Source organism: Rhodopila globiformis, from assembly GCF_002937115.1.
In the GTDB taxonomy this organism is placed as follows: Bacteria; Pseudomonadota; Alphaproteobacteria; order Acetobacterales; family Acetobacteraceae; genus Rhodopila; species Rhodopila globiformis.
Genome location: NZ_NHRY01000257.1, coordinates 1 through 16,354, shown reverse-complemented (window position 1 = coordinate 16,354; position 16,354 = coordinate 1). Strand labels below are relative to the sequence as shown.

14 protein-coding genes are annotated in these 16,354 nt (G+C 68.1%); 4 read left to right on the top strand and 10 right to left on the bottom strand.

Features of this window, described 5'->3' with window-relative positions; translation table 11 throughout:
- Positions 1 to 189: 189 nt before the first annotated feature.
- Both CCS01_RS27240 and CCS01_RS27235 read right to left on the bottom strand, forming a co-directional pair.
- Positions 190 to 870 (bottom strand): LutC/YkgG family protein, encoded by a 681-nt coding sequence (locus tag CCS01_RS27240; protein ID WP_104521917.1) that lies wholly within the window; start codon positions 868 to 870, stop codon positions 190 to 192.
- A complete protein-coding gene (locus CCS01_RS27235) occupies positions 867 to 2,300 on the bottom strand; it encodes a lactate utilization protein B (RefSeq protein WP_104521916.1) in 1,434 nt (477 codons plus the stop codon). Before CCS01_RS27235 ends, CCS01_RS27240 begins: the two co-directional genes overlap by 4 nt.
- Before the next feature lie 862 nt (positions 2,301 to 3,162).
- Here CCS01_RS27235 and CCS01_RS27230 point away from each other — a divergent pair.
- On the top strand, positions 3,163 to 5,142 hold the full coding sequence (locus CCS01_RS27230) for a carbohydrate-binding domain-containing protein (protein WP_104521915.1): 1,980 nt from the start codon (positions 3,163 to 3,165) through the stop codon (positions 5,140 to 5,142).
- 456 nt (positions 5,143 to 5,598) lie between these two features.
- Here CCS01_RS27230 and CCS01_RS27225 read toward each other — a convergent pair whose 3' ends face one another.
- Positions 5,599 to 6,003, bottom strand: coding sequence for a hypothetical protein (locus CCS01_RS27225; protein ID WP_146101990.1), 405 nt, complete (start codon positions 6,001 to 6,003; stop codon positions 5,599 to 5,601).
- A 595-nt stretch (positions 6,004 to 6,598) separates the two neighbouring features.
- Here CCS01_RS27225 and CCS01_RS27220 point away from each other — a divergent pair.
- Together CCS01_RS27220 and CCS01_RS27215 are read left to right on the top strand one after the other, a co-directional pair.
- Complete coding sequence (locus CCS01_RS27220; protein WP_104521913.1) at positions 6,599 to 7,342, top strand: orotate phosphoribosyltransferase; 744 nt, start codon at positions 6,599 to 6,601, stop codon at positions 7,340 to 7,342.
- A gap of 160 nt (positions 7,343 to 7,502) precedes the next feature.
- Positions 7,503 to 7,775 (top strand): GNAT family N-acetyltransferase, encoded by a 273-nt coding sequence (locus CCS01_RS27215; protein ID WP_104521912.1) that lies wholly within the window; start codon positions 7,503 to 7,505, stop codon positions 7,773 to 7,775.
- A 73-nt stretch (positions 7,776 to 7,848) separates the two neighbouring features.
- Here the strand turns inward: CCS01_RS27215 and CCS01_RS27210 are convergent, their stop codons facing one another.
- Entirely contained in the window at positions 7,849 to 8,808 is a 960-nt protein-coding gene (locus CCS01_RS27210; RefSeq protein ID WP_104521911.1) for a hydroxymethylglutaryl-CoA lyase, read from the bottom strand.
- A 301-nt stretch (positions 8,809 to 9,109) separates the two neighbouring features.
- On the opposite strand from CCS01_RS27210, the gene CCS01_RS27205 reads away from it, so the two are divergent.
- Positions 9,110 to 11,275 (top strand): amylo-alpha-1,6-glucosidase, encoded by a 2,166-nt coding sequence (locus CCS01_RS27205; RefSeq protein WP_104521910.1) that lies wholly within the window; start codon positions 9,110 to 9,112, stop codon positions 11,273 to 11,275.
- Between the two features lie 299 nt (positions 11,276 to 11,574).
- On the opposite strand, the gene CCS01_RS27200 is transcribed toward CCS01_RS27205, so the two are convergent.
- The 6 genes from CCS01_RS27200 to ribD form a co-directional block, all read right to left on the bottom strand.
- Complete coding sequence (locus CCS01_RS27200) at positions 11,575 to 12,396, bottom strand: DUF4349 domain-containing protein (protein WP_104521909.1); 822 nt, start codon at positions 12,394 to 12,396, stop codon at positions 11,575 to 11,577.
- Between the two features lie 99 nt (positions 12,397 to 12,495).
- Positions 12,496 to 12,975: a transcription antitermination factor NusB gene (gene nusB, locus CCS01_RS27195; protein WP_104521908.1), complete on the bottom strand. Its 480-nt coding sequence runs from the start codon at positions 12,973 to 12,975 to the stop codon at positions 12,496 to 12,498.
- Positions 12,975 to 13,457, bottom strand: a complete 483-nt coding sequence (ribH, locus tag CCS01_RS27190) for a 6,7-dimethyl-8-ribityllumazine synthase (protein WP_104521907.1) — start codon at positions 13,455 to 13,457, stop codon at positions 12,975 to 12,977. Before ribH ends, nusB begins: the two co-directional genes overlap by 1 nt.
- Entirely contained in the window at positions 13,454 to 14,608 is a 1,155-nt protein-coding gene (gene ribB / locus CCS01_RS27185; protein ID WP_104521906.1) for a 3,4-dihydroxy-2-butanone-4-phosphate synthase, read from the bottom strand. The genes ribH and ribB overlap by 4 nt, the downstream gene beginning before the upstream one ends.
- Positions 14,608 to 15,213: a riboflavin synthase gene (locus tag CCS01_RS27180; RefSeq protein ID WP_104521905.1), complete on the bottom strand. Its 606-nt coding sequence runs from the start codon at positions 15,211 to 15,213 to the stop codon at positions 14,608 to 14,610. Before CCS01_RS27180 ends, ribB begins: the two co-directional genes overlap by 1 nt.
- Positions 15,195 to 16,289, bottom strand: a complete 1,095-nt coding sequence (gene ribD, locus CCS01_RS27175; protein ID WP_104521952.1) for a bifunctional diaminohydroxyphosphoribosylaminopyrimidine deaminase/5-amino-6-(5-phosphoribosylamino)uracil reductase RibD — start codon at positions 16,287 to 16,289, stop codon at positions 15,195 to 15,197. The genes CCS01_RS27180 and ribD overlap by 19 nt, the downstream gene beginning before the upstream one ends.
- Between the last annotated feature and the right edge of the window lie 65 nt (positions 16,290 to 16,354).

Below are 16,354 nucleotides of genomic sequence, written 5' to 3'. Positions count from 1 at the left end.
CGCGTCATTGGCTGACCGAGTCATTGCGTACACGGCACCGGCCTCTCCCCGTCATGGTCCGCGAAGGCGGACCATCCACGCGTTGCGGTGCTGATCGCGGCAAAGGCGTGGATGGTGGGCTTGCGCCCACCATGACGTGGAAGGGCCGGTGCGCCGGCTCCGGTGGATCGGTTATTTTGCATCAGGCCCTTACGCCGCCCGGTCCGTATCCTCGATCACCACCACATGCAGCCGCCTTGGGCCGTGCGCGCCCAGTTCCAGCGTCTGCTCGATATCCGCGGACCGCGACGGCCCGGTCACGAGCATGACGTTGCGCGGCATCCCGTCCAACTCCGCCCGCAGCCGATCCCAGGCTTCCTCATAGGCGCCGACGATGCAGGAGGCGCGCAGCACGACGATCTCGGTATCCGCCAGCAGGTTCAGCGTCACCGGCCGCTCGGGCGCGCTGGGCAGCATCAGCGTGCCGGTCTCGGCGATGCCGGCGAAGCCGTGCTGCACGCTGACCGCGTCGGTCGCCTCCGCCCGGCCTTCGCGGATTTCCAGCAGCGGCCGCGAGGCCCAGGGCAGGGCGCGCAGGTCCGGATGCGGCGCCATCGCCAGGCGCGGGGGCAGGTTCTGCGCCGCCAGGTAGTCCGCCACCGCCGCGGGCACCGCGCCGGCGTCGGCCACGCGGGCGACGGTGCCGAATTCCTTCTCCACGTTGCGCACGAACAGGTCGACCTGCCCCGCGTGCGGCAGCCGCGAGCGGGCCGGGATCAGGTGGCGCGGGTGCTGCTGCATCCGGTCTCGCAACATGGCGGCCTGGTCATCCGGCAGCTTGCCGCGCTTCAGGCCGCGGCGGATGGCGGTCAGGATGCTGTCCTTGCTCATTGCGCCTGCTGCGTCCGCTGCTGCCGCGCGTAGCGGGCGAAGAACGTGTCGCCCTCGGGCGCCGGCAGGTCGCGGCCGCCGGTCCAGCCGGAAGCCAGCGGCAGGTGGGCGAAGCGGCCGGTCTTGCGGCCCATCCAGCCCAGGCCCAGTGCCGCCGCCCGAGTCGCCATCCGGTACAGCGCCGGGCGGCGGGCCAGGAACGCCCACAGAGCGAGGTTGGTGCGGGTCGCGCCCGGGGTCAGGTGGCGCTCGAACGCCCGCTCGCGCCAGTGGCGCATCAGCTTGGGCAGGGGAATGCGCACCGGGCAGACGCTCTCGCACTTGCCGCAGAAGGTCGAGGCGTTGGGTAGGTGCTCCGCCTTGTCCACGCCAATCAGCCCGGGCGTCAGCACCGCGCCCATCGGCCCCGGATACACCCAGCCATAGGCGTGGCCGCCGACGGCGCCGTAGACCGGGCAGTGGTTCATGCACGCGGCGCAGCGGATGCAGCGCAGCATGTCCTGGAAATCCGTCCCCAGCATGGCCGAGCGGCCGTTGTCGATCAGCACGACGTGGTATTCCGCCGGCCCGTCCAGGTCCCCCGGGCGCCGCGGGCCGGTGGAGAACGTGGTATAGACCGAGAAATCCTGCCCGGTGGCGGATCGCGCCAGCACCCGCAGCAGCGAGGTTGCATCCTCCAGCGTCGGCACGCATTTCTCGATGCTGGCCAGCACGATGTGCACGCGCGGCAGGGTCTGGGTCAGGTCGCCGTTGCCTTCGTTGGTGACGATGACGCTGCTGCCGGTCTCGGCGATCAGGAAGTTGGCGCCGGTGATGCCGACGTCGGCGACCAGGAACTGCGAGCGCAGCTTCGTCCGCGCCTCGATCAGCACGTCGCGGCGTTCGCGGAAGGTGCGGTCCGCCGGCAGGTCGGTGTGGGCCTTGCGGAAGGCGGCTTCCCAGTCCTCCATGTTCAGGTGGAAGGCCGGGGCGATGATGTGGCTGGGCAGCTCGTGCCGCAACTGTATGATGTATTCGCCCAGGTCGGTTTCCACTGGGCGGATGCCGTGCTGCTCCAGGTGGTCGTTGATGGCGATCTCCTCGCCGATCATGGACTTGCCCTTGGTGACGGTGCGGGCACCGGCGGCCTGGCAGATCGCCAGCACGGCGTCGCGGGCCTCGCCGGCGTCGGCGCACCAGTGCACTTTGCCGCCGGAGGCCAGCACCTTCGTCTCGTAGGCTTCCAGGTAGAAATCCAGGTTGGCCAGGGCGTGGTTCTTGATGTCGCGGGCGGTGTCGCGCAACCGCTCGAACTCCGGCAGGGCGGCGGCGGCGGCGGCGCGGCGGGCGATGAAGCTGGGGCCGCTGCGGGCCAGCGCTTTCTGCAGGCCGCTGTTGGACAGCGCCTTGCTGGCGTTTTCCTTGAAGGCGGAGGAGGTGGCGATGTGCATTCGGCAGGTCCGCGGCGGTGATCTGGGGAGGGAGATATAGAGGAGATCGATCGCCGGCGCACGACCCCCGGATGCCGGCAAGGACCGCGGCCTGCCAGTACGTTGTGAACAAACACCGATCGGCAGTGGTGGCGTCGGGTTGATGCCGCGGGTTTGCCGGTGCCAATCGTTCGCATCCGCACGGGACCGCGCGGGCAGAACGCCGACGGAATGTTGCGGAACGAGCTGCGAGCCTGACGCTACCGAAATGTTACGCCACAAATCAATCAAGATTTGTTATTGACACCGCATGACGTGGTGGTGGAGACTGCGGCCGCTCACGGATGCGTGAGGGCTTTGGCGATAACCGGGACTTCTGCGGGAGAGAGTGCCACCACACCGTCATCGCGGTAGCCGAAACGGCGGCGCGTCCGCCGCACCCGAGGCTCTGGAGAGGCCGTCACCGGCCACCTCCGGTGCCATACCGCGCTGAGCGGCGCCGTGTCGTGGCGTCGTGGCCCGGACGGGCTTCGCTGCCTGTGCACCGCTTCACGGCCGTGCGTGGGGCTTGCGACCGCATCGTCCAGACCGCAACCAGGTTGCCGGCGGGCGCTGCTGCCTTGCCGTGTCGCCGCCGGCTGGCCTCGGCTTGCCGGCACCTGCGGCGGTGGGGACCGCCGCCTGCCGCCCGAACGTCCCGCGATCGGCGAGGGGCGTGGCCTGCCCTGCCGGCGGGCGGTGCGGTGCAGAATCGTATCATCCTGTTCATATGTCTCCCAAATCCACACTGAAGATGCCCGTAACATTTCTATATAGTTTTAATGTTGAACAATAGTTGGTCAGCCTGATAGCTTGCCTACCGCAACGTTTGAGGTAAGCAAGAATGTCGACCGCCACCGGCCAGTTCTACGATTCCAATGGACAGATCATCGATCCGAATGGACAGGTGTATGTCGCACGCGGGGTCAACGTCGGAATCGACGTGCAAGTACCGGCCAGCCAGCTTCTCGCCGATTTCCCGGGCTTGAACTTCGTCCGGCTCGCGATCAATACCTATCCCACCCCCGCCTCGATCGCCGCCTATGTCAATTCGCTGACCAGCCAAGGCATCGTCGTCGAACTGGAGGATCACACCACCAGCACCGGCTCTGACGGCGGGGGCGGGGTGGGCAGCGTTTTCACCGGCCAGGAGCTGACCAACGAACTGAACTGGTATTCCTCGGTCGCCTCATACTTCAAGAACAACCCCTACGTCTGGTTCGGCACGGACAACGAGCCGCCAGGCCCGGGTGCTGCGCTGTCAACGTGGCAGCAGCAGACCTATGACGCGATCCGCAACACCGGCAATACCAGCCCCATCATGCTCGAAGCGGGCATCAGCGCTACGCCCATGGGCGGACCATTGTCCTCACAACTGACCGCGTCCGATTATTCCGGAATGACAAGCGTCATCTGGGACATCCACTCCTATGGCTGGGTCAGCAACTATTCAACCAACCAATCGACGGTGTCGAGCGCGCTGGCGACGACGGTGCAGGAGGCGCACAGCATCACCAGCGCCGACGGCACGATCCCGGTGATCATCGGCGAGTATGGCAACAGCACCACCGGCGTGACGATCGACGCCAACGCCAACCAGGTCATCACCGCCATACAGAGCGCCGTGGAGAACGGCACGGTATCAGGCTCGGCCGCCTGGATTGCCCACACAGGCGCCCCGGGCGACGGCCTGCTGAATTCCAACTACTCGCTGACGTCCTACGGCCAACAGGTGGCGGCCGGGATCGCCGCGGAGGCGGCCTCCGAGACGCCGACCACACCGCCGTCCAGTGGCGGCGGCAGTGGCGGCGGCAGTGGCAGTGGCAGCGGCGGGGGCACCACCACCGCCACGCCATCGGCCAATGACACGGTGGTGACGGCCGGCTCCTCCGCCGCGATCACCGACGCCAGCGGCAACACGTGGACGATCGCGAATGGTGTCGTGCAGGAAAACGGCCAGGCTGCCGGCTACTCGAGCGGCGTCACCGAACTGGCCTATGTCAACGGCACGGTTTGGCAGGAGAATGCCGCCGGCAATTGGTGGGGCTGGAGCAATGGCGGGTGGAATACCGGCAACGGCACCAGCACCAGCCCGCTGCCCACCTCCACGCCGCCTTCCAGCCCGCCGCCCTCCACGACGTCGACGATCACCCTGAACGTTTCGGAGGACGCCTACCAGGGCGACGCGCAGTTCATCGTCAAGGTGGACGGCACCCAGGTCGGCGGCACCATGATCGCCTCGGCCCTGCATTCAAGCGGCGACAGCAACGTCTTCGTGCTGACCGGCAACTGGGCTTCCGGCTCGCACCAGGTGGCTATCCAGTTCCTCAATGACGCCTACGGCGGCACGGCCAGCACCGACCGCAACCTCTATGTCAACGCGATCGCCTTCAACGGCCAGACCGAGAGCGGCACCAGCGCGGCGCTTTATACCAACAGCACGCGGACCTTCAGCGTGGGCGGCAGCGTCGCGGCGGCGAGCGGCCCGGCCGACACCGTCACCGTGCACCTGTCCGAGGATGCCTACAACGGCAACGCCCAGTTCCAGTTGCTGGTGGACGGCAAGGTGGTGACGACGCCGCAGCAGGTGGTGGCCTTGCACGCCGCCGGGGCCTGGGAAGACCTGACCTTCTCCGGCAACTTCGGTGCCGGCAACCACACCATCGGGGTGCAGTTCACCAACGACGCTTATGGCGGCACGGCGAGCACCGACCGCAATCTCTACGTCAACGGCATCGACGTAAACGGCACCCACTATGGCTCGGGCGTCTCCGCGCTGTATTCCAACGGCACCGCCACCTTCGCCATCGCGACCACGCACTGAACGGGCTGGCCGGGGACCGGGCGTGGCGGACGGCAGAAGCCGGACGGCACGTGCGATGACAAAGGCGGCACGCTGGCGGCGTCATCCACGGGACCCGCAGGCATGACAGGCACAATCGCCCGGGCGGCGGTCCTGAAACAGGACCGCCGCAGCCGTACCGGGGCCGCAACAGTGGCGCCGCGTGCGACGACCGGTCCGGCCACCGCTTCGGCTTGCCGGCACGAGTGGCTCTCTCGCTGCCGTCCGCCGGTTGCTTGCGCTCGCCGCGGCCTGATCCGCCCGTCGATCGCTGCGGCCTGATCCGGCCGTAGGGCATGTCCCGCCCGGCCGTCATACCAACCGGCATAAAGACGGACCATTGCGAGGATGGAATGCCGGTTGGTAACTTATTGATTGCGCGCGCAGCCGCCCCGCCAACTCCGCGCGCATGCCGGCCGGCGCCAGCGCCGCCCGGTATCAGTGGACGGAGGTGACGTTGTGCGCCAGTGTGGCGGCGGTCACGCCCATGACGAAGATCGAGCTGTGCGCGGTGGTAATGAACGCGCCGCTGATGGGGCCGGTGGTATTGTCGGTGATCGTGTAGGCGCCCTGGTGCACCAGGGTGAAGTGCATGTTGCGGGTCATGTCGTTGACCGTGATGTTGGCGTCATTCCCCTGGATCAGCACATTCAGCATGCTCGGCGACTGGTTCTGAACCACCATCCAGCTGTCGTTGATCAGCGACACCGTCTGGTTCAGTCCGGTGGCGGTGACGCCGCAACTGCTGGAGTTGATGAAGGTCAGCCTGTCAGAGGTGCCGCCGAACGATACGCTCGTGTTGGTAATATTGCTGAAGGCGCTGGAATGATTTGCTGTTGGCACGGTAGGCTCCCGCTTTTCGGTTGACCCGGTTTGTGGTTGGAACATTACGTCAGAACTCAGATTCGGTCCCGTCACATCTTCGCCAGCGCACCGATCGGGCATGCGTAATTCGATAACGAATCGAACCATTACCTGCCGGCGCTTCAGCGAGCAGTGATCGGGTTGTGACGAATGAGGCTTCATGAGGTGGAGCCGCGTGCCCCACTGCCGGGGCAACGCCAGCGGTCGTGGCGCGGTTGCGTTCCGGGTCTCATGGGCGTGCGGATCAGGATCACGGTGTCGTCGCCGGCAGGCAGGCTCGCATCGGCGCGTTGTCGCCCCAACCGGCCCGGGGCGCGGTTGCCGGCGCCATCGCCGCGGTGAAAGCCCAAAGGTGCCGCGCCACCGCCGCGGGCCGATGGGCCGGCGCGCAGGGCATCGCCGGCACGATGCCGTCCGGCGCAGCGGCGCCGCCGTGCCGCCCAATCCGGACCCCCGATCCCCGTGGCCTGACACCGTGGCCCGACAGGCCGGCGCCGGCCGTCTTGGGGCTGTCACCCGCCGCGCCGATGGGCTATCAGACGCGCCTTCTTCAGGGACAGAGGACCAAGCCGCGATGGCCAAGCCCGCTCATGCCACCCCCGCCCCGACCGAGTGGGACCGCGACGCCGCGCTGACGGCCGCGCGCATCCTGCTGGAGATCAAGGCGGTCAATTTCCGGCCCGAGGAGCCGTACACCTTCACCTCCGGCTGGAAGTCCCCGGTCTATATCGACTGCCGGCGGATCATCTATTTCCCGCACGCGCGGGCGAAGATCTGCGACCTGGCGGTGGAGAAAATCCAGCGCCACGTCGGCTACGAGGCGATCGAGACCGTCGCCGGCGGCGAGACCGCGGGCATCCCCTATGCCGCCTGGATGGCGGACCGCATGTCGATACCGATGTCCTATGTGCGCAAGAAGCCGAAGGGCTTCGGCCGCAACGCGCTGATCGAGGGCGACGTCCCGGTGGGCAAGCGCACCCTGCTGGTCGAGGACCTGACCACCGACGGCCAGTCGAAGATCCGCTTCGCCACCGCGCTGCGCGACGCCGGGGCAATCGTCAACCATGCCTTCGTGGTGTTCTTCTACGGCGTGTTCCCCGGCGCGTTCGAGACGCTGCGGAAGATGGACATCACCCTGCACAGCCTGTGCACCTGGTGGGACGTGCTGGATGCCTGCAAGGATCGGCCATACTTCTCGGAGGAGGCGATGTCGGCCGTCCGCAAGTTCCTGGAGAACCCGGTCGCCTGGTCCGCCGCACATGGCGGCATCGCCTCGGCCGACGAAGCGCTGGCGCGCAAGGCGGCGGCCGAGGAGTGACGGCCGGCTGATCGTCGGACCGCCGGCTGGTGGCAGCCCGGTGCGAGGGCAGGGGCGCGGCACCGACGCCTGCGGCCCGAACGGCCGGTGGACCCGGCGAACGGCGCAACGCAGGCCAGGTCCGCGCGTTGAGAGGTTGGTTCGCCGAAGGGAGAACGCCATGGCCGATCTGACAGACAACGTCGCGCGTCATCGCTATGAGATGACGATCGACGGCGTGGTGGCCTTCATTCAGTACCGGAAGGAGGCCGATCACGTGGTGCTGGTGCATACCGAGGTGCCTGAGGCCTTGTCCGGGCAAGGCATCGGCTCCGCGATCGCCCGCGCCGTGCTGGATGACGCGCGGGCGCGTGGGCGCCGGGTGGTGCCGGAATGCGAGTTCGTCGCGAGCTACATCGAGCGGCATCCGGAGTATGCGAGCCTGGTTGCGTAGCAGGACTTCGCGACCATGACGGAGAGAGAACGGCCGTGGCCCCGCCAGGTAGAGATTGTCTCCTCGACCGGGGTCACGCCGCCTTGCGGCGGAACGCATCCAGGCTTCCCGCATGGATCAGTTCGCTCGGCAACTGGTGCCCGACGATCGCCTCCGCCATGCGTCCCACCTCGATCAGCGCGTCGAGGTCCACGCCGGTGGCGATGCCCATTTCCTCGCACAGCAGCACCAGTTCCTCGGTGCAGATATTCCCCGCGGCCTTGGGCTGGCCGGCGAACGGGCAGCCGCCCAGGCCGCCGACGGTCGAATCGTAGCGGGTGACGCCCAGCTTCAATCCAGCGAACGCATTCGCCACCGCCAGGCCGCGCGTGTCGTGCAGGTGCAGCGACAAGGCCATGTCCGGCCAGCGGTTCCGCACCTCGCCGATGACCCGCTCGATCCGCGCCGGCGTCGCCCAGCCCATCGTGTCGGCCAGCGAGAACAGCGTGATGTCGGCCCCGGTCTCGGTGGCGATCGCCAGGCCGTCCTGCAGCGTGCGGATCACCTGGGCGGGCGGGATGTCGCCCTGGTAGTTGCAGCCGAAAGCGGCCATCACCCCGATGCGGTTGACCGGGATCCCCCTGGCAAGCTGCAGCGCGCTGTGCTGCCGCATCGCCGCCACGTTCTCGGCGTGGCTGCGATGCAGGTTCCTGCGGGTGAACGCGTCCGAAGCAGTGAGCGAAATGCTGCCCCGGATGGCCAGCTTGTCCCGGAACGCCAGCGCCCGGTCGAGGCCGTTGCCGTTGAAGAACAGCCCGGTGTACTCGACCCCGGGCCTGGCGCGGAATCCTGCCACCACGGCCTCGGCGTCGGCCCAGCCGGGAACCAGCCGCGGGTTGACGAACGAGCAGACCTGGACGTGGCGCAGGCCGGTTTCCGCCAGCGCCTCGATCAGCCGGATCTTGTCGGCGCTGCCGATTGGCCCGGGCTCGATCTGGAAGCCTTCGCGCGGACCTTCCTCGTGGATTTCGACGTGCGTCGGCAGATCGGCCATGGCGGCGGTTCCTCGGTCCTGTTCGTGCGGCCGCTGCATTCTGGGCACCACCGGACCCGGTGGCAAGCGAGGCCGGTGCGTGTCCGGTAGCCCCACCGGCTACACGAACGCGCTTGCCTCGATCACGCCGATGTTGAACAACGGCGCCAGCGGCATGCCCGGCTCGATGTGCTGCCGGATGTGGTCCAAGGTCCATCTTATATCCTGCGTATCCAATCCTACTATCCTGTCACGTGAAACGGCCGCTCGCGCCACGCTATAGCGGACCCGGCGCACTCAACCAACGCGGAGACACTCGCCCATGCCCTTCAAGGTTCAGGTTGGCCCGCCGCAGATTGCCATCCACCAGGCGATGACGGTCCTGGTGACCGAGCCGGATGGCCAGATCACGTGGCCCAGCGACAAGGGGTTGTATTTTTTCGATACGCGGCTGATCAGTGCGTGGTCGGTCTACGCCAACGGCGCCGAGTGGGACCTGCTGAACGGCGGGGCGGTGAATTTCGACTGCGCCCGCATCTTCCTGACCAACCGGTCCTTCCTCACCGAGGACGGGCCAATCGCCAGGCAGACCCTGGCGTTCGGCCTGGCGCGGGTGCTCGACCAGGGCATGCACGAGGACCTGGACATCACCAACCACGGCCAGAAGCCGATCCGTTTCAACTTAGAAATGGCGATCCGCTCGGACTTCGCCGACGTGTTCGACGTCAAGTCCCGGCGCGACATCCGGCGCGGCCACATCAACACCGACTGGTCGGAGCCGCGGCAGACGCTGCGCACGACCTATCGCAACGCTGACTTCGCCCGCTCGGTGGCGATTTCCGTCGGCCGCAGCGACTCGCGGGCGGTGTTCGCCAACGGCCGCCTGAGCTTCGAGGTGAAGCTGCCGCCCGGCGGCACCTGGCACGCCTGCCTGCTGTATGAGTTCGCCGACGGCGACAAGCGCTATCACGCCCCGAACGACTGCGTCGAGCACGCCGAGTCGTCGTCGCAGGCCAGGGCGCACCGCGACTGGCGGCAGACGGTGCTGAAGATACGCACCAGCAACGAGGAGTTCTACCGCTTCTACCACCAGGCGATCGACGACATGGCGGCGCTGCGGCTGCCGCTGTCGGGCACCGACCACATGGTGTTCCTGCCCGCCGCCGGCCTGCCGTGGTTCATGGCGCCGTTCGGCCGCGACAGCCTGATCGTTTCCTTGCAGAACATTCTTGTCTACCCCGAGTTCGCCCGCGGCTCGCTGGACATCCTGGGGCGCTGGCAGTCGAAGGAGCGGGACGAGTTCCGCGACGCCGAACCGGGCAAGATCATGCACGAGCTGCGCTACGGCGAGCTGGCGCATTTCAAGCTGATTCCGCACACGCCCTATTACGGCACCGCCGACGCGACGCCGCTGTACCTGATCACGCTGCACGCCGCGTGGCGCGCGACCGGCGACCGCGCGCTGCTGGAGAAATACCTGCCGGTTGCCGAGGCGGGGCTGCAATGGATCGACAACGACGGCGACCGCGACGGCGACGGGTTCCAGGAATTCCAGACCCGCTCGCCCGTCGGCTATGAGAACATGAACTGGAAGGACGCCGGCGATTCCATGGTGTATCCCGATGGAACGCCGGTGCGCGGGCCGAAGGCGCTGTGCGAGCTGCAGGGCTATGTCTATGACGCCTGGGTGCGCATGGCGGAGGTGTTCGACGCGCTGGACCGGCCGGACCGGGCGACGGAGCTGCGCCGGAAGGCGGCGGCGCTGTTTGAGAAGTTCAACGAAACCTTCTGGGACGAGGAGACCGGCTTCTACGCCTACATGCTGGATGGCCAGAAGCGGAAGGTGACGACGATCGCCTCGAACCCCGGCCATCTGCTGTGGTCCGGCATCGTGCCGCCGGAGCGCGCGGCGCGGGTGGTGGCGCGCCTGATGCAGCCGGACATGAACTCCGGCTGGGGCATCCGCACGCTGTCCAGCCGGCATCCGGCGTACAATCCGTATTCCTACCAGAACGGCTCGGTCTGGCCGCACGACAACAGCCTGATCGCGCTTGGTTTCAAGCGCTACGGCTTCAGCGCCGAGGTGGCGCAGCTCGCCCGTGACATCAGCGAGGCGGCGAGCCACTTCCTGATGCACCAGTTGCCGGAACTGTATGCCGGCGTCGCCCGCGACGGGGCCAATTTCCCGGTGCAGTATCTCGGCGCCAACGTGCCGCAGGCCTGGGCGGCGGGATCGTGCTTCGCGCTGCTGCAGGCCATGCTCGGCATCCAGCCGGACGCGCCAGCCGATCGGCTGTACGTTGATCCGGATTTGCCGGAGTGGCTGCCGGACATGACGCTGAGGGACCTGCGGGTCGGGAAGCGCCACCTGGATATCCGGTTCCACCGGGAGGGTACGAGGACGGTCTGGGAGGTGCTGCGCGGGGATGCCAGGATCGTCCAGCACCGCAGCAGCGTGGCGGCGCACGAGATGCTGACGGCTTGTTGAGGGCGTCGGCTGCCTCACCGTCATGGCCGGGCGTGTCCTCATGCGTATCAGGATAGGGCGTACGGCGGAGCGAGGTCGTCTCTCTATCGTATGGCGGGCGTGTCCCGGCCATCTACCCCCAACCGTCGAAGCGCGGATGGCCGGGACACGCCCGCCATGACGATGAGGCAACGGACCTGGTGCCAAATCCTTCACCACCCGTCGCCCCATCCTGATACGCATGGGCCTGCGCCCGGCATGACGAAGCGGTAACGACCGCCGCTATCCTGGCGCCGGTGGAGCTGTCGTTCCCCCCCCCCTCATGCCCGCCGCAGCAGGCGGCGCAGCAGCCAGAACCCCACTGCGGCTATCGGCAGCCATGGCAGGGCATAGGCAACCAGCCCGATCATTTCGCCAAACGATTCAATCGCCGTCTGCACGAACGCATCCGCCGCCACTCGTATCGGCGAAATATCGATCGGCCCTGCCTGCTGGATCAGCCCGTTGTACGAAACCTCCACCCGCACGGTATCGGTGATCGTGCGCAGATAATCCCGCTGCGCCGTTTCGCTCTCGATGGTGCCCTGCACCTCGGCCAGTTGCTTCTCCACCGCCACCAGGTCGCCGACGCTGGTCCCGGCCTGCTGCAGCATCTTCTGCAGGCGGTCGCGCAGCGCGGTCTGCGCCTCCAGCCGCTTCTCGATGTCCAGCAGCGGGATGGTCTTGTCCTCGGCGGTCTCGGCATGGCTCACCAGCCGCGCCGGCGGCGCCACGATCGTGTCGGCAAACGCCTGGTAGCGGTCCGGCGCGATGCGCACCGAAATCGACGCCTCCACCACGCCGTTGCGCAGTCGATCCAGACGGGTGTTCAGCACCGAGCAGCCGGCGGCAAGACATTTCTTCAGCGTTTCCTGCTGCGTCGCCTCCACCGCGCCGCTGGGCAGCTCGACCACGAAGCTTTCCGTGTAGGCGATCCGCTGGTTTGCCGCGTCGGGCGCCTGTCCCACCGCCATGCTGCGCATCGCCATCGGGGCGAGCGGGGCAGCGGCATACGGCATCGGCGGCTGCCGCTTGCAGGCAACAGGCCCAAGCAGGCAGACGGCCGTGACGCCGATGATGCCGAAGCGGGCGGAATGACGCATGGCGGCCGGTTCCCTCGCGGCGTTTATTCACGCTTCGAACCTACCGGTTCCGGCCGCTGCTGTCACGCGGCGGCGAGACGACCGCCGCCGCGTGACAGCCTACTGGAATTCCTTGCCGCGCAGCGACCGCGCCGCCTTGTCCAGCACCGCGTTCGCCATGCCCGCCTCCGGGCCGGTGTAGAACCCGCGCGCGATATCCAGGTACTCGTTGATCACCACCTTCGCCGGCGGCCCGTCGGGCATCGACAATTCCGCGATCCCGGCGCGCATCAGCGCCCGCAGCACCGGATCGAGCCGTAACAGCGGCCAGTCCTCGGGCAGGGTCCCGGCCAGCAGGCGGTCGATGTCGTCCTGCCGCCGCACCGTCTCGCGCACCACGCGGACGAACAGCCGCTCGTCGGCGTCGGGGACGCGGCCGTCCTCGAACCCGTCCTGGCCGCTCAGGTCGCCCAGCCGGTGCTTGAGGAACTGGTCGATCACCGTCTCGGCGCTGTCGCCCGCCTGTTCGGCCTGGAACAATGCCTGCACGGCAGCCACCCGGGACGCGGTGCGCGCCCGGGTTTTCGGAGGGCGGGCCATCAGACGGCGCCGAGTTGGCGGGCGGCGTTGATCTGCAGCAGGGCGGCCCGGGCCGCCTCGGCGCCTTTGTTGTGGCCGTCGCGGCCCGACCGCGCCTCGGCCTGCTCGATCGTATCGCAGGTCAGCAGCCCGGTGCCCAGGCTGATGCCGAACTGCAACGCGACATGCATGATGCCGTCCATCGTCGCCTGGCAGATGAATTCGTAATGATCCGTCTCGCCCTTCACCACGCAGCCCAGCGCAATATAGCCGTCGAACCGGCGGATGCCGCGCAGGGCAATGCGGATCGCCTGCGGCAGTTCATAGGCACCGGCCACGTCCAGCACCTCCGCCGTTGCGCCCGCTTCGCTGATGATCTGGTGGGCTCCCTCGGTCAGCCCGTCCACCACCTGCCGGTAATAGGGCGCGCGGACGATCAGCAGATGCGGCGCTCGCCCCTCGACGCGCGGCGCGCTCGGGCGTTCGGCATCCTGTGTACTCATGCTACGTAATCCGTTCCTACGATATTCGGGATGGGCCGCTGCTCGACCACATTCAATCCATAGCCCTCAAGGCCGATGATGGTGCGCGGATGGTTGATCAGCAGCACCATGTTCCTCACGCCCAGATCCAGCAAAATCTGCGCGCCGATGCCATAGTCGCGCAGTTCCCGCGACGGGGTCGGCCCGCCGACGCCCAGCCGCCGCACCCGCTCGGCCAGCGCCGTCGGGCGATGCTCGCGGATCAGCACGACGATGCCGCGGCCCGCCTTGGAGATCATGTGCATGGCGTTGTGCACCGCGATCCAGTGCGGCGAGCCGGTCATGTCCTCCAGCAGGTCGATGGCGTGCATGCGCACCAGCACCGGCTCGGGGCCGCTGACGTCGCCTTTGATCAGCGCCAGGTGTTCCTGGTACTCCACCGTGTTGGCATAGACCACGGCGCGCCAGTCGCCGCCGGCGGGATGGTGGTAGCTGCCTTCCTCGACCTTGCGCACCAGCCGCTCGGTCAGCCGGCGGTGCGCGATCAGGTCCGCTATGGTGCCGAGCTTCAGGTTGTGGTGCTGCGCGAAGGAAACCAGGTCCGGCAGCCGCGCCATGGTGCCGTCGTCGTTCATGATCTCGCAGATCACCGCCGCCGGCGCCAGGCCGGCCTTGCGGGCTATGTCAACCGACGCCTCGGTATGCCCCGCCCGCACCAGCGTGCCGCCTTCGCGCGCCATCAGCGGGAACACGTGGCCCGGCGTGGTGATGTCGTCGCGCGTGCTGTCGGAATTGATCGCCACCGCAATGGTGCGCGCCCGATCGGCCGCGGAAATGCCGGTGGTGACGCCCTCGCGCGCCTCGATCGAGACGGTGAACGCGGTCTGGTGCCGCGTGCCGTTCTGCCGGCTCATCAGCGGCAGGCCGAGCTGCTCCACCCGCTTGCGGGTCAGCGCCAGGCAGATCAGGCCGCGCGCGTGGCGGGCCATGAAGTTGATCACGTCCGGCGTGGCGAACTGCGCGGGGACGACGAGGTCGCCTTCGTTTTCCCGGTCCTCGTCATCGACCAGGATGAACATCCGGCCGTTGCGGGCTTCCTCGATGATGTCTTCGGCCGAGGAGATATACTGCCTCAAATCAGCTGTAACGAATGACTTCTGCGACTGGTCCATCAGGCTGTCTCCGCCAGGCGGGCGACATAGCGCGCCAGCGTGTCGATCTCGATATTCACCCGATCGCCCGGCTGCATCGTGCCGAAGCCGGTGACCGAGGCGGTATGGGGGATGATGTTCACCCCGAAGGTATCACCCTGAACGTCGTTGACAGTCAACGAGACGCCGTCGACCGCGACGCTGCCCTTTACCGCGATGAAGCGCGACAGCGCGCGCGGAACGCGGAAAACCCAGCGCGTGGAGGCATTTTCCGGCGTCGCCGAAACCGCCTCGCCGACGCCGTCGACGTGGCCGGACACCAGGTGCCCGCCAAGCTCGTCGCCCAGCCGCAGCGACCGTTCCAGGTTCACCCGCGACCCCACGGTCCATGATCCCAGTTTCGTGTGCGCCAGCGTCTCGGCCGAGGCGTCGACGGCGAACCAGTCGGCGCCCAGCGCCACAACCGTCAGGCAGCAGCCGGAACAGGCGATCGACGCGCCCAGGCTGACGGGCGGATCGCTGAGGAACGCGACGGGCGTGTCGATGACCAGTCGCATGTCCTTTCCGGCGCCGAGGGGTTCGATCGCGCGGACGCTGCCAAGGGCGCTTATGATGCCGGTGAACATGAAGCCTGCCTCGAATACTCGCTGAGCATGTCGTTACCAACGGAAGTTACGCAATGCCGCCGGAAGCGCGGCATGTGGTCAAGTGTCTCGATGCCGAAGGCCTGCACCGCCGGCCAGCCGTCGCCGCCCATGACGGCGGGGGCGTGGAACCAGGCGATGCGGTCCACCAGGTCCGCGCGCAGCAGCGCCGCGGCAAGCTGGCCGCCGCCTTCGACCAGCAGGCGGGTCAGGCCGGCCGTGCCGAGCGCCTGCAGCGCGGCGGCGATATCGACGCCGGCCGAGGCGCCGGGCACCTCGATCAGCGTCGCGCCCAGGTCGCTGAACGCGGTGCGGCGGGCGGGGTCGGTGCCGGCGCGGATCAGGAACCATGCCGGCGTCTGCGCCGCGGTCATGGCCAGCCGCGTGGTCAGCGGCGTGCGCAGGTGGCTGTCGGCGACCACCCGCACCACCGGCGTCGGGCGGAAGCCGGGGATGCGGCAGGTCAGGTCGGGATTGTCCGCCAGCACGGTACCGACGCCGACCATGACTGCGTCGTGGCGGCCGCGCAGCGCATGGGCGAGGCGGCGGGCGGGCGTGCCGGTGATCCACTGGCTCTCGCCGCGATGCGTGGCGATGCGGCCGTCGAGCGTGGTGGCGAGCTTCAGCGTCACCATCGGGCGGCCGAGGGTGATGCGGTGGGAGAAGCCGGTGAGCACGTCCTGTGCCTCGGCCTGGAGCACGCTGGTTTCCACGCTGATGCCGGCCGCGCGGAGCTTCGCCAGGCCTTCGCCGTTGACCCGTGGGTCCGGATCGCCGGTGGCGACGACGACGCGGGCGATGCCGGCGGCGATCAGCGCCTCGGTGCAGGGCGGCGAGCGGCCCCAGTGGCAGCACGGCTCCAGCGTGACATAGGCGGTGGCGCCCCGCGCCTGCTCGCCCGCCATGGCGAGGGCGACGGGTTCGGCATGCGGCCGTCCGCCGGGCGCCGTGGTGCCGCGCCCGACGACGCGGCCGTCACGGACGATGACGCAGCCGACGGAGGGATTGGGCCACGTCGTGCCCAGCCCGCGGCGTGCCAGCGCGAGGGCCGCCTGCATGTGGGGGATGTGGTCCGCGAGGGCGACAGGATCCGGGTGGGTGGCGGGATCGCTGTGGGGCAGTT

What these genes read in the sequence shown, in the direction of transcription:
- CCS01_RS27240 (WP_104521917.1), bottom strand. Translation starts at nt 870, where the DNA reads ATGAGCAAGGACAGCATCCTGACCGCCATCCGCCGCGGCCTGAAGCGC.
- CCS01_RS27235 (WP_104521916.1), bottom strand. Translation starts at nt 2,300, where the DNA reads ATGCACATCGCCACCTCCTCCGCCTTCAAGGAAAACGCCAGCAAGGCG.
- CCS01_RS27230 (WP_104521915.1), top strand. Translation starts at nt 3,163, where the DNA reads ATGTCGACCGCCACCGGCCAGTTCTACGATTCCAATGGACAGATCATC.
- CCS01_RS27220 (WP_104521913.1), top strand. Translation starts at nt 6,599, where the DNA reads ATGGCCAAGCCCGCTCATGCCACCCCCGCCCCGACCGAGTGGGACCGC.
- CCS01_RS27215 (WP_104521912.1), top strand. Translation starts at nt 7,503, where the DNA reads ATGGCCGATCTGACAGACAACGTCGCGCGTCATCGCTATGAGATGACG.
- CCS01_RS27210 (WP_104521911.1), bottom strand. Translation starts at nt 8,808, where the DNA reads ATGGCCGATCTGCCGACGCACGTCGAAATCCACGAGGAAGGTCCGCGC.
- CCS01_RS27205 (WP_104521910.1), top strand. Translation starts at nt 9,110, where the DNA reads ATGCCCTTCAAGGTTCAGGTTGGCCCGCCGCAGATTGCCATCCACCAG.
- CCS01_RS27200 (WP_104521909.1), bottom strand. Translation starts at nt 12,396, where the DNA reads ATGCGTCATTCCGCCCGCTTCGGCATCATCGGCGTCACGGCCGTCTGC.
- nusB (WP_104521908.1), bottom strand. Translation starts at nt 12,975, where the DNA reads ATGGCCCGCCCTCCGAAAACCCGGGCGCGCACCGCGTCCCGGGTGGCT.
- ribH (WP_104521907.1), bottom strand. Translation starts at nt 13,457, where the DNA reads ATGAGTACACAGGATGCCGAACGCCCGAGCGCGCCGCGCGTCGAGGGG.
- ribB (WP_104521906.1), bottom strand. Translation starts at nt 14,608, where the DNA reads ATGGACCAGTCGCAGAAGTCATTCGTTACAGCTGATTTGAGGCAGTAT.
- CCS01_RS27180 (WP_104521905.1), bottom strand. Translation starts at nt 15,213, where the DNA reads ATGTTCACCGGCATCATAAGCGCCCTTGGCAGCGTCCGCGCGATCGAA.
- ribD (WP_104521952.1), bottom strand. Translation starts at nt 16,289, where the DNA reads ATGCAGGCGGCCCTCGCGCTGGCACGCCGCGGGCTGGGCACGACGTGG.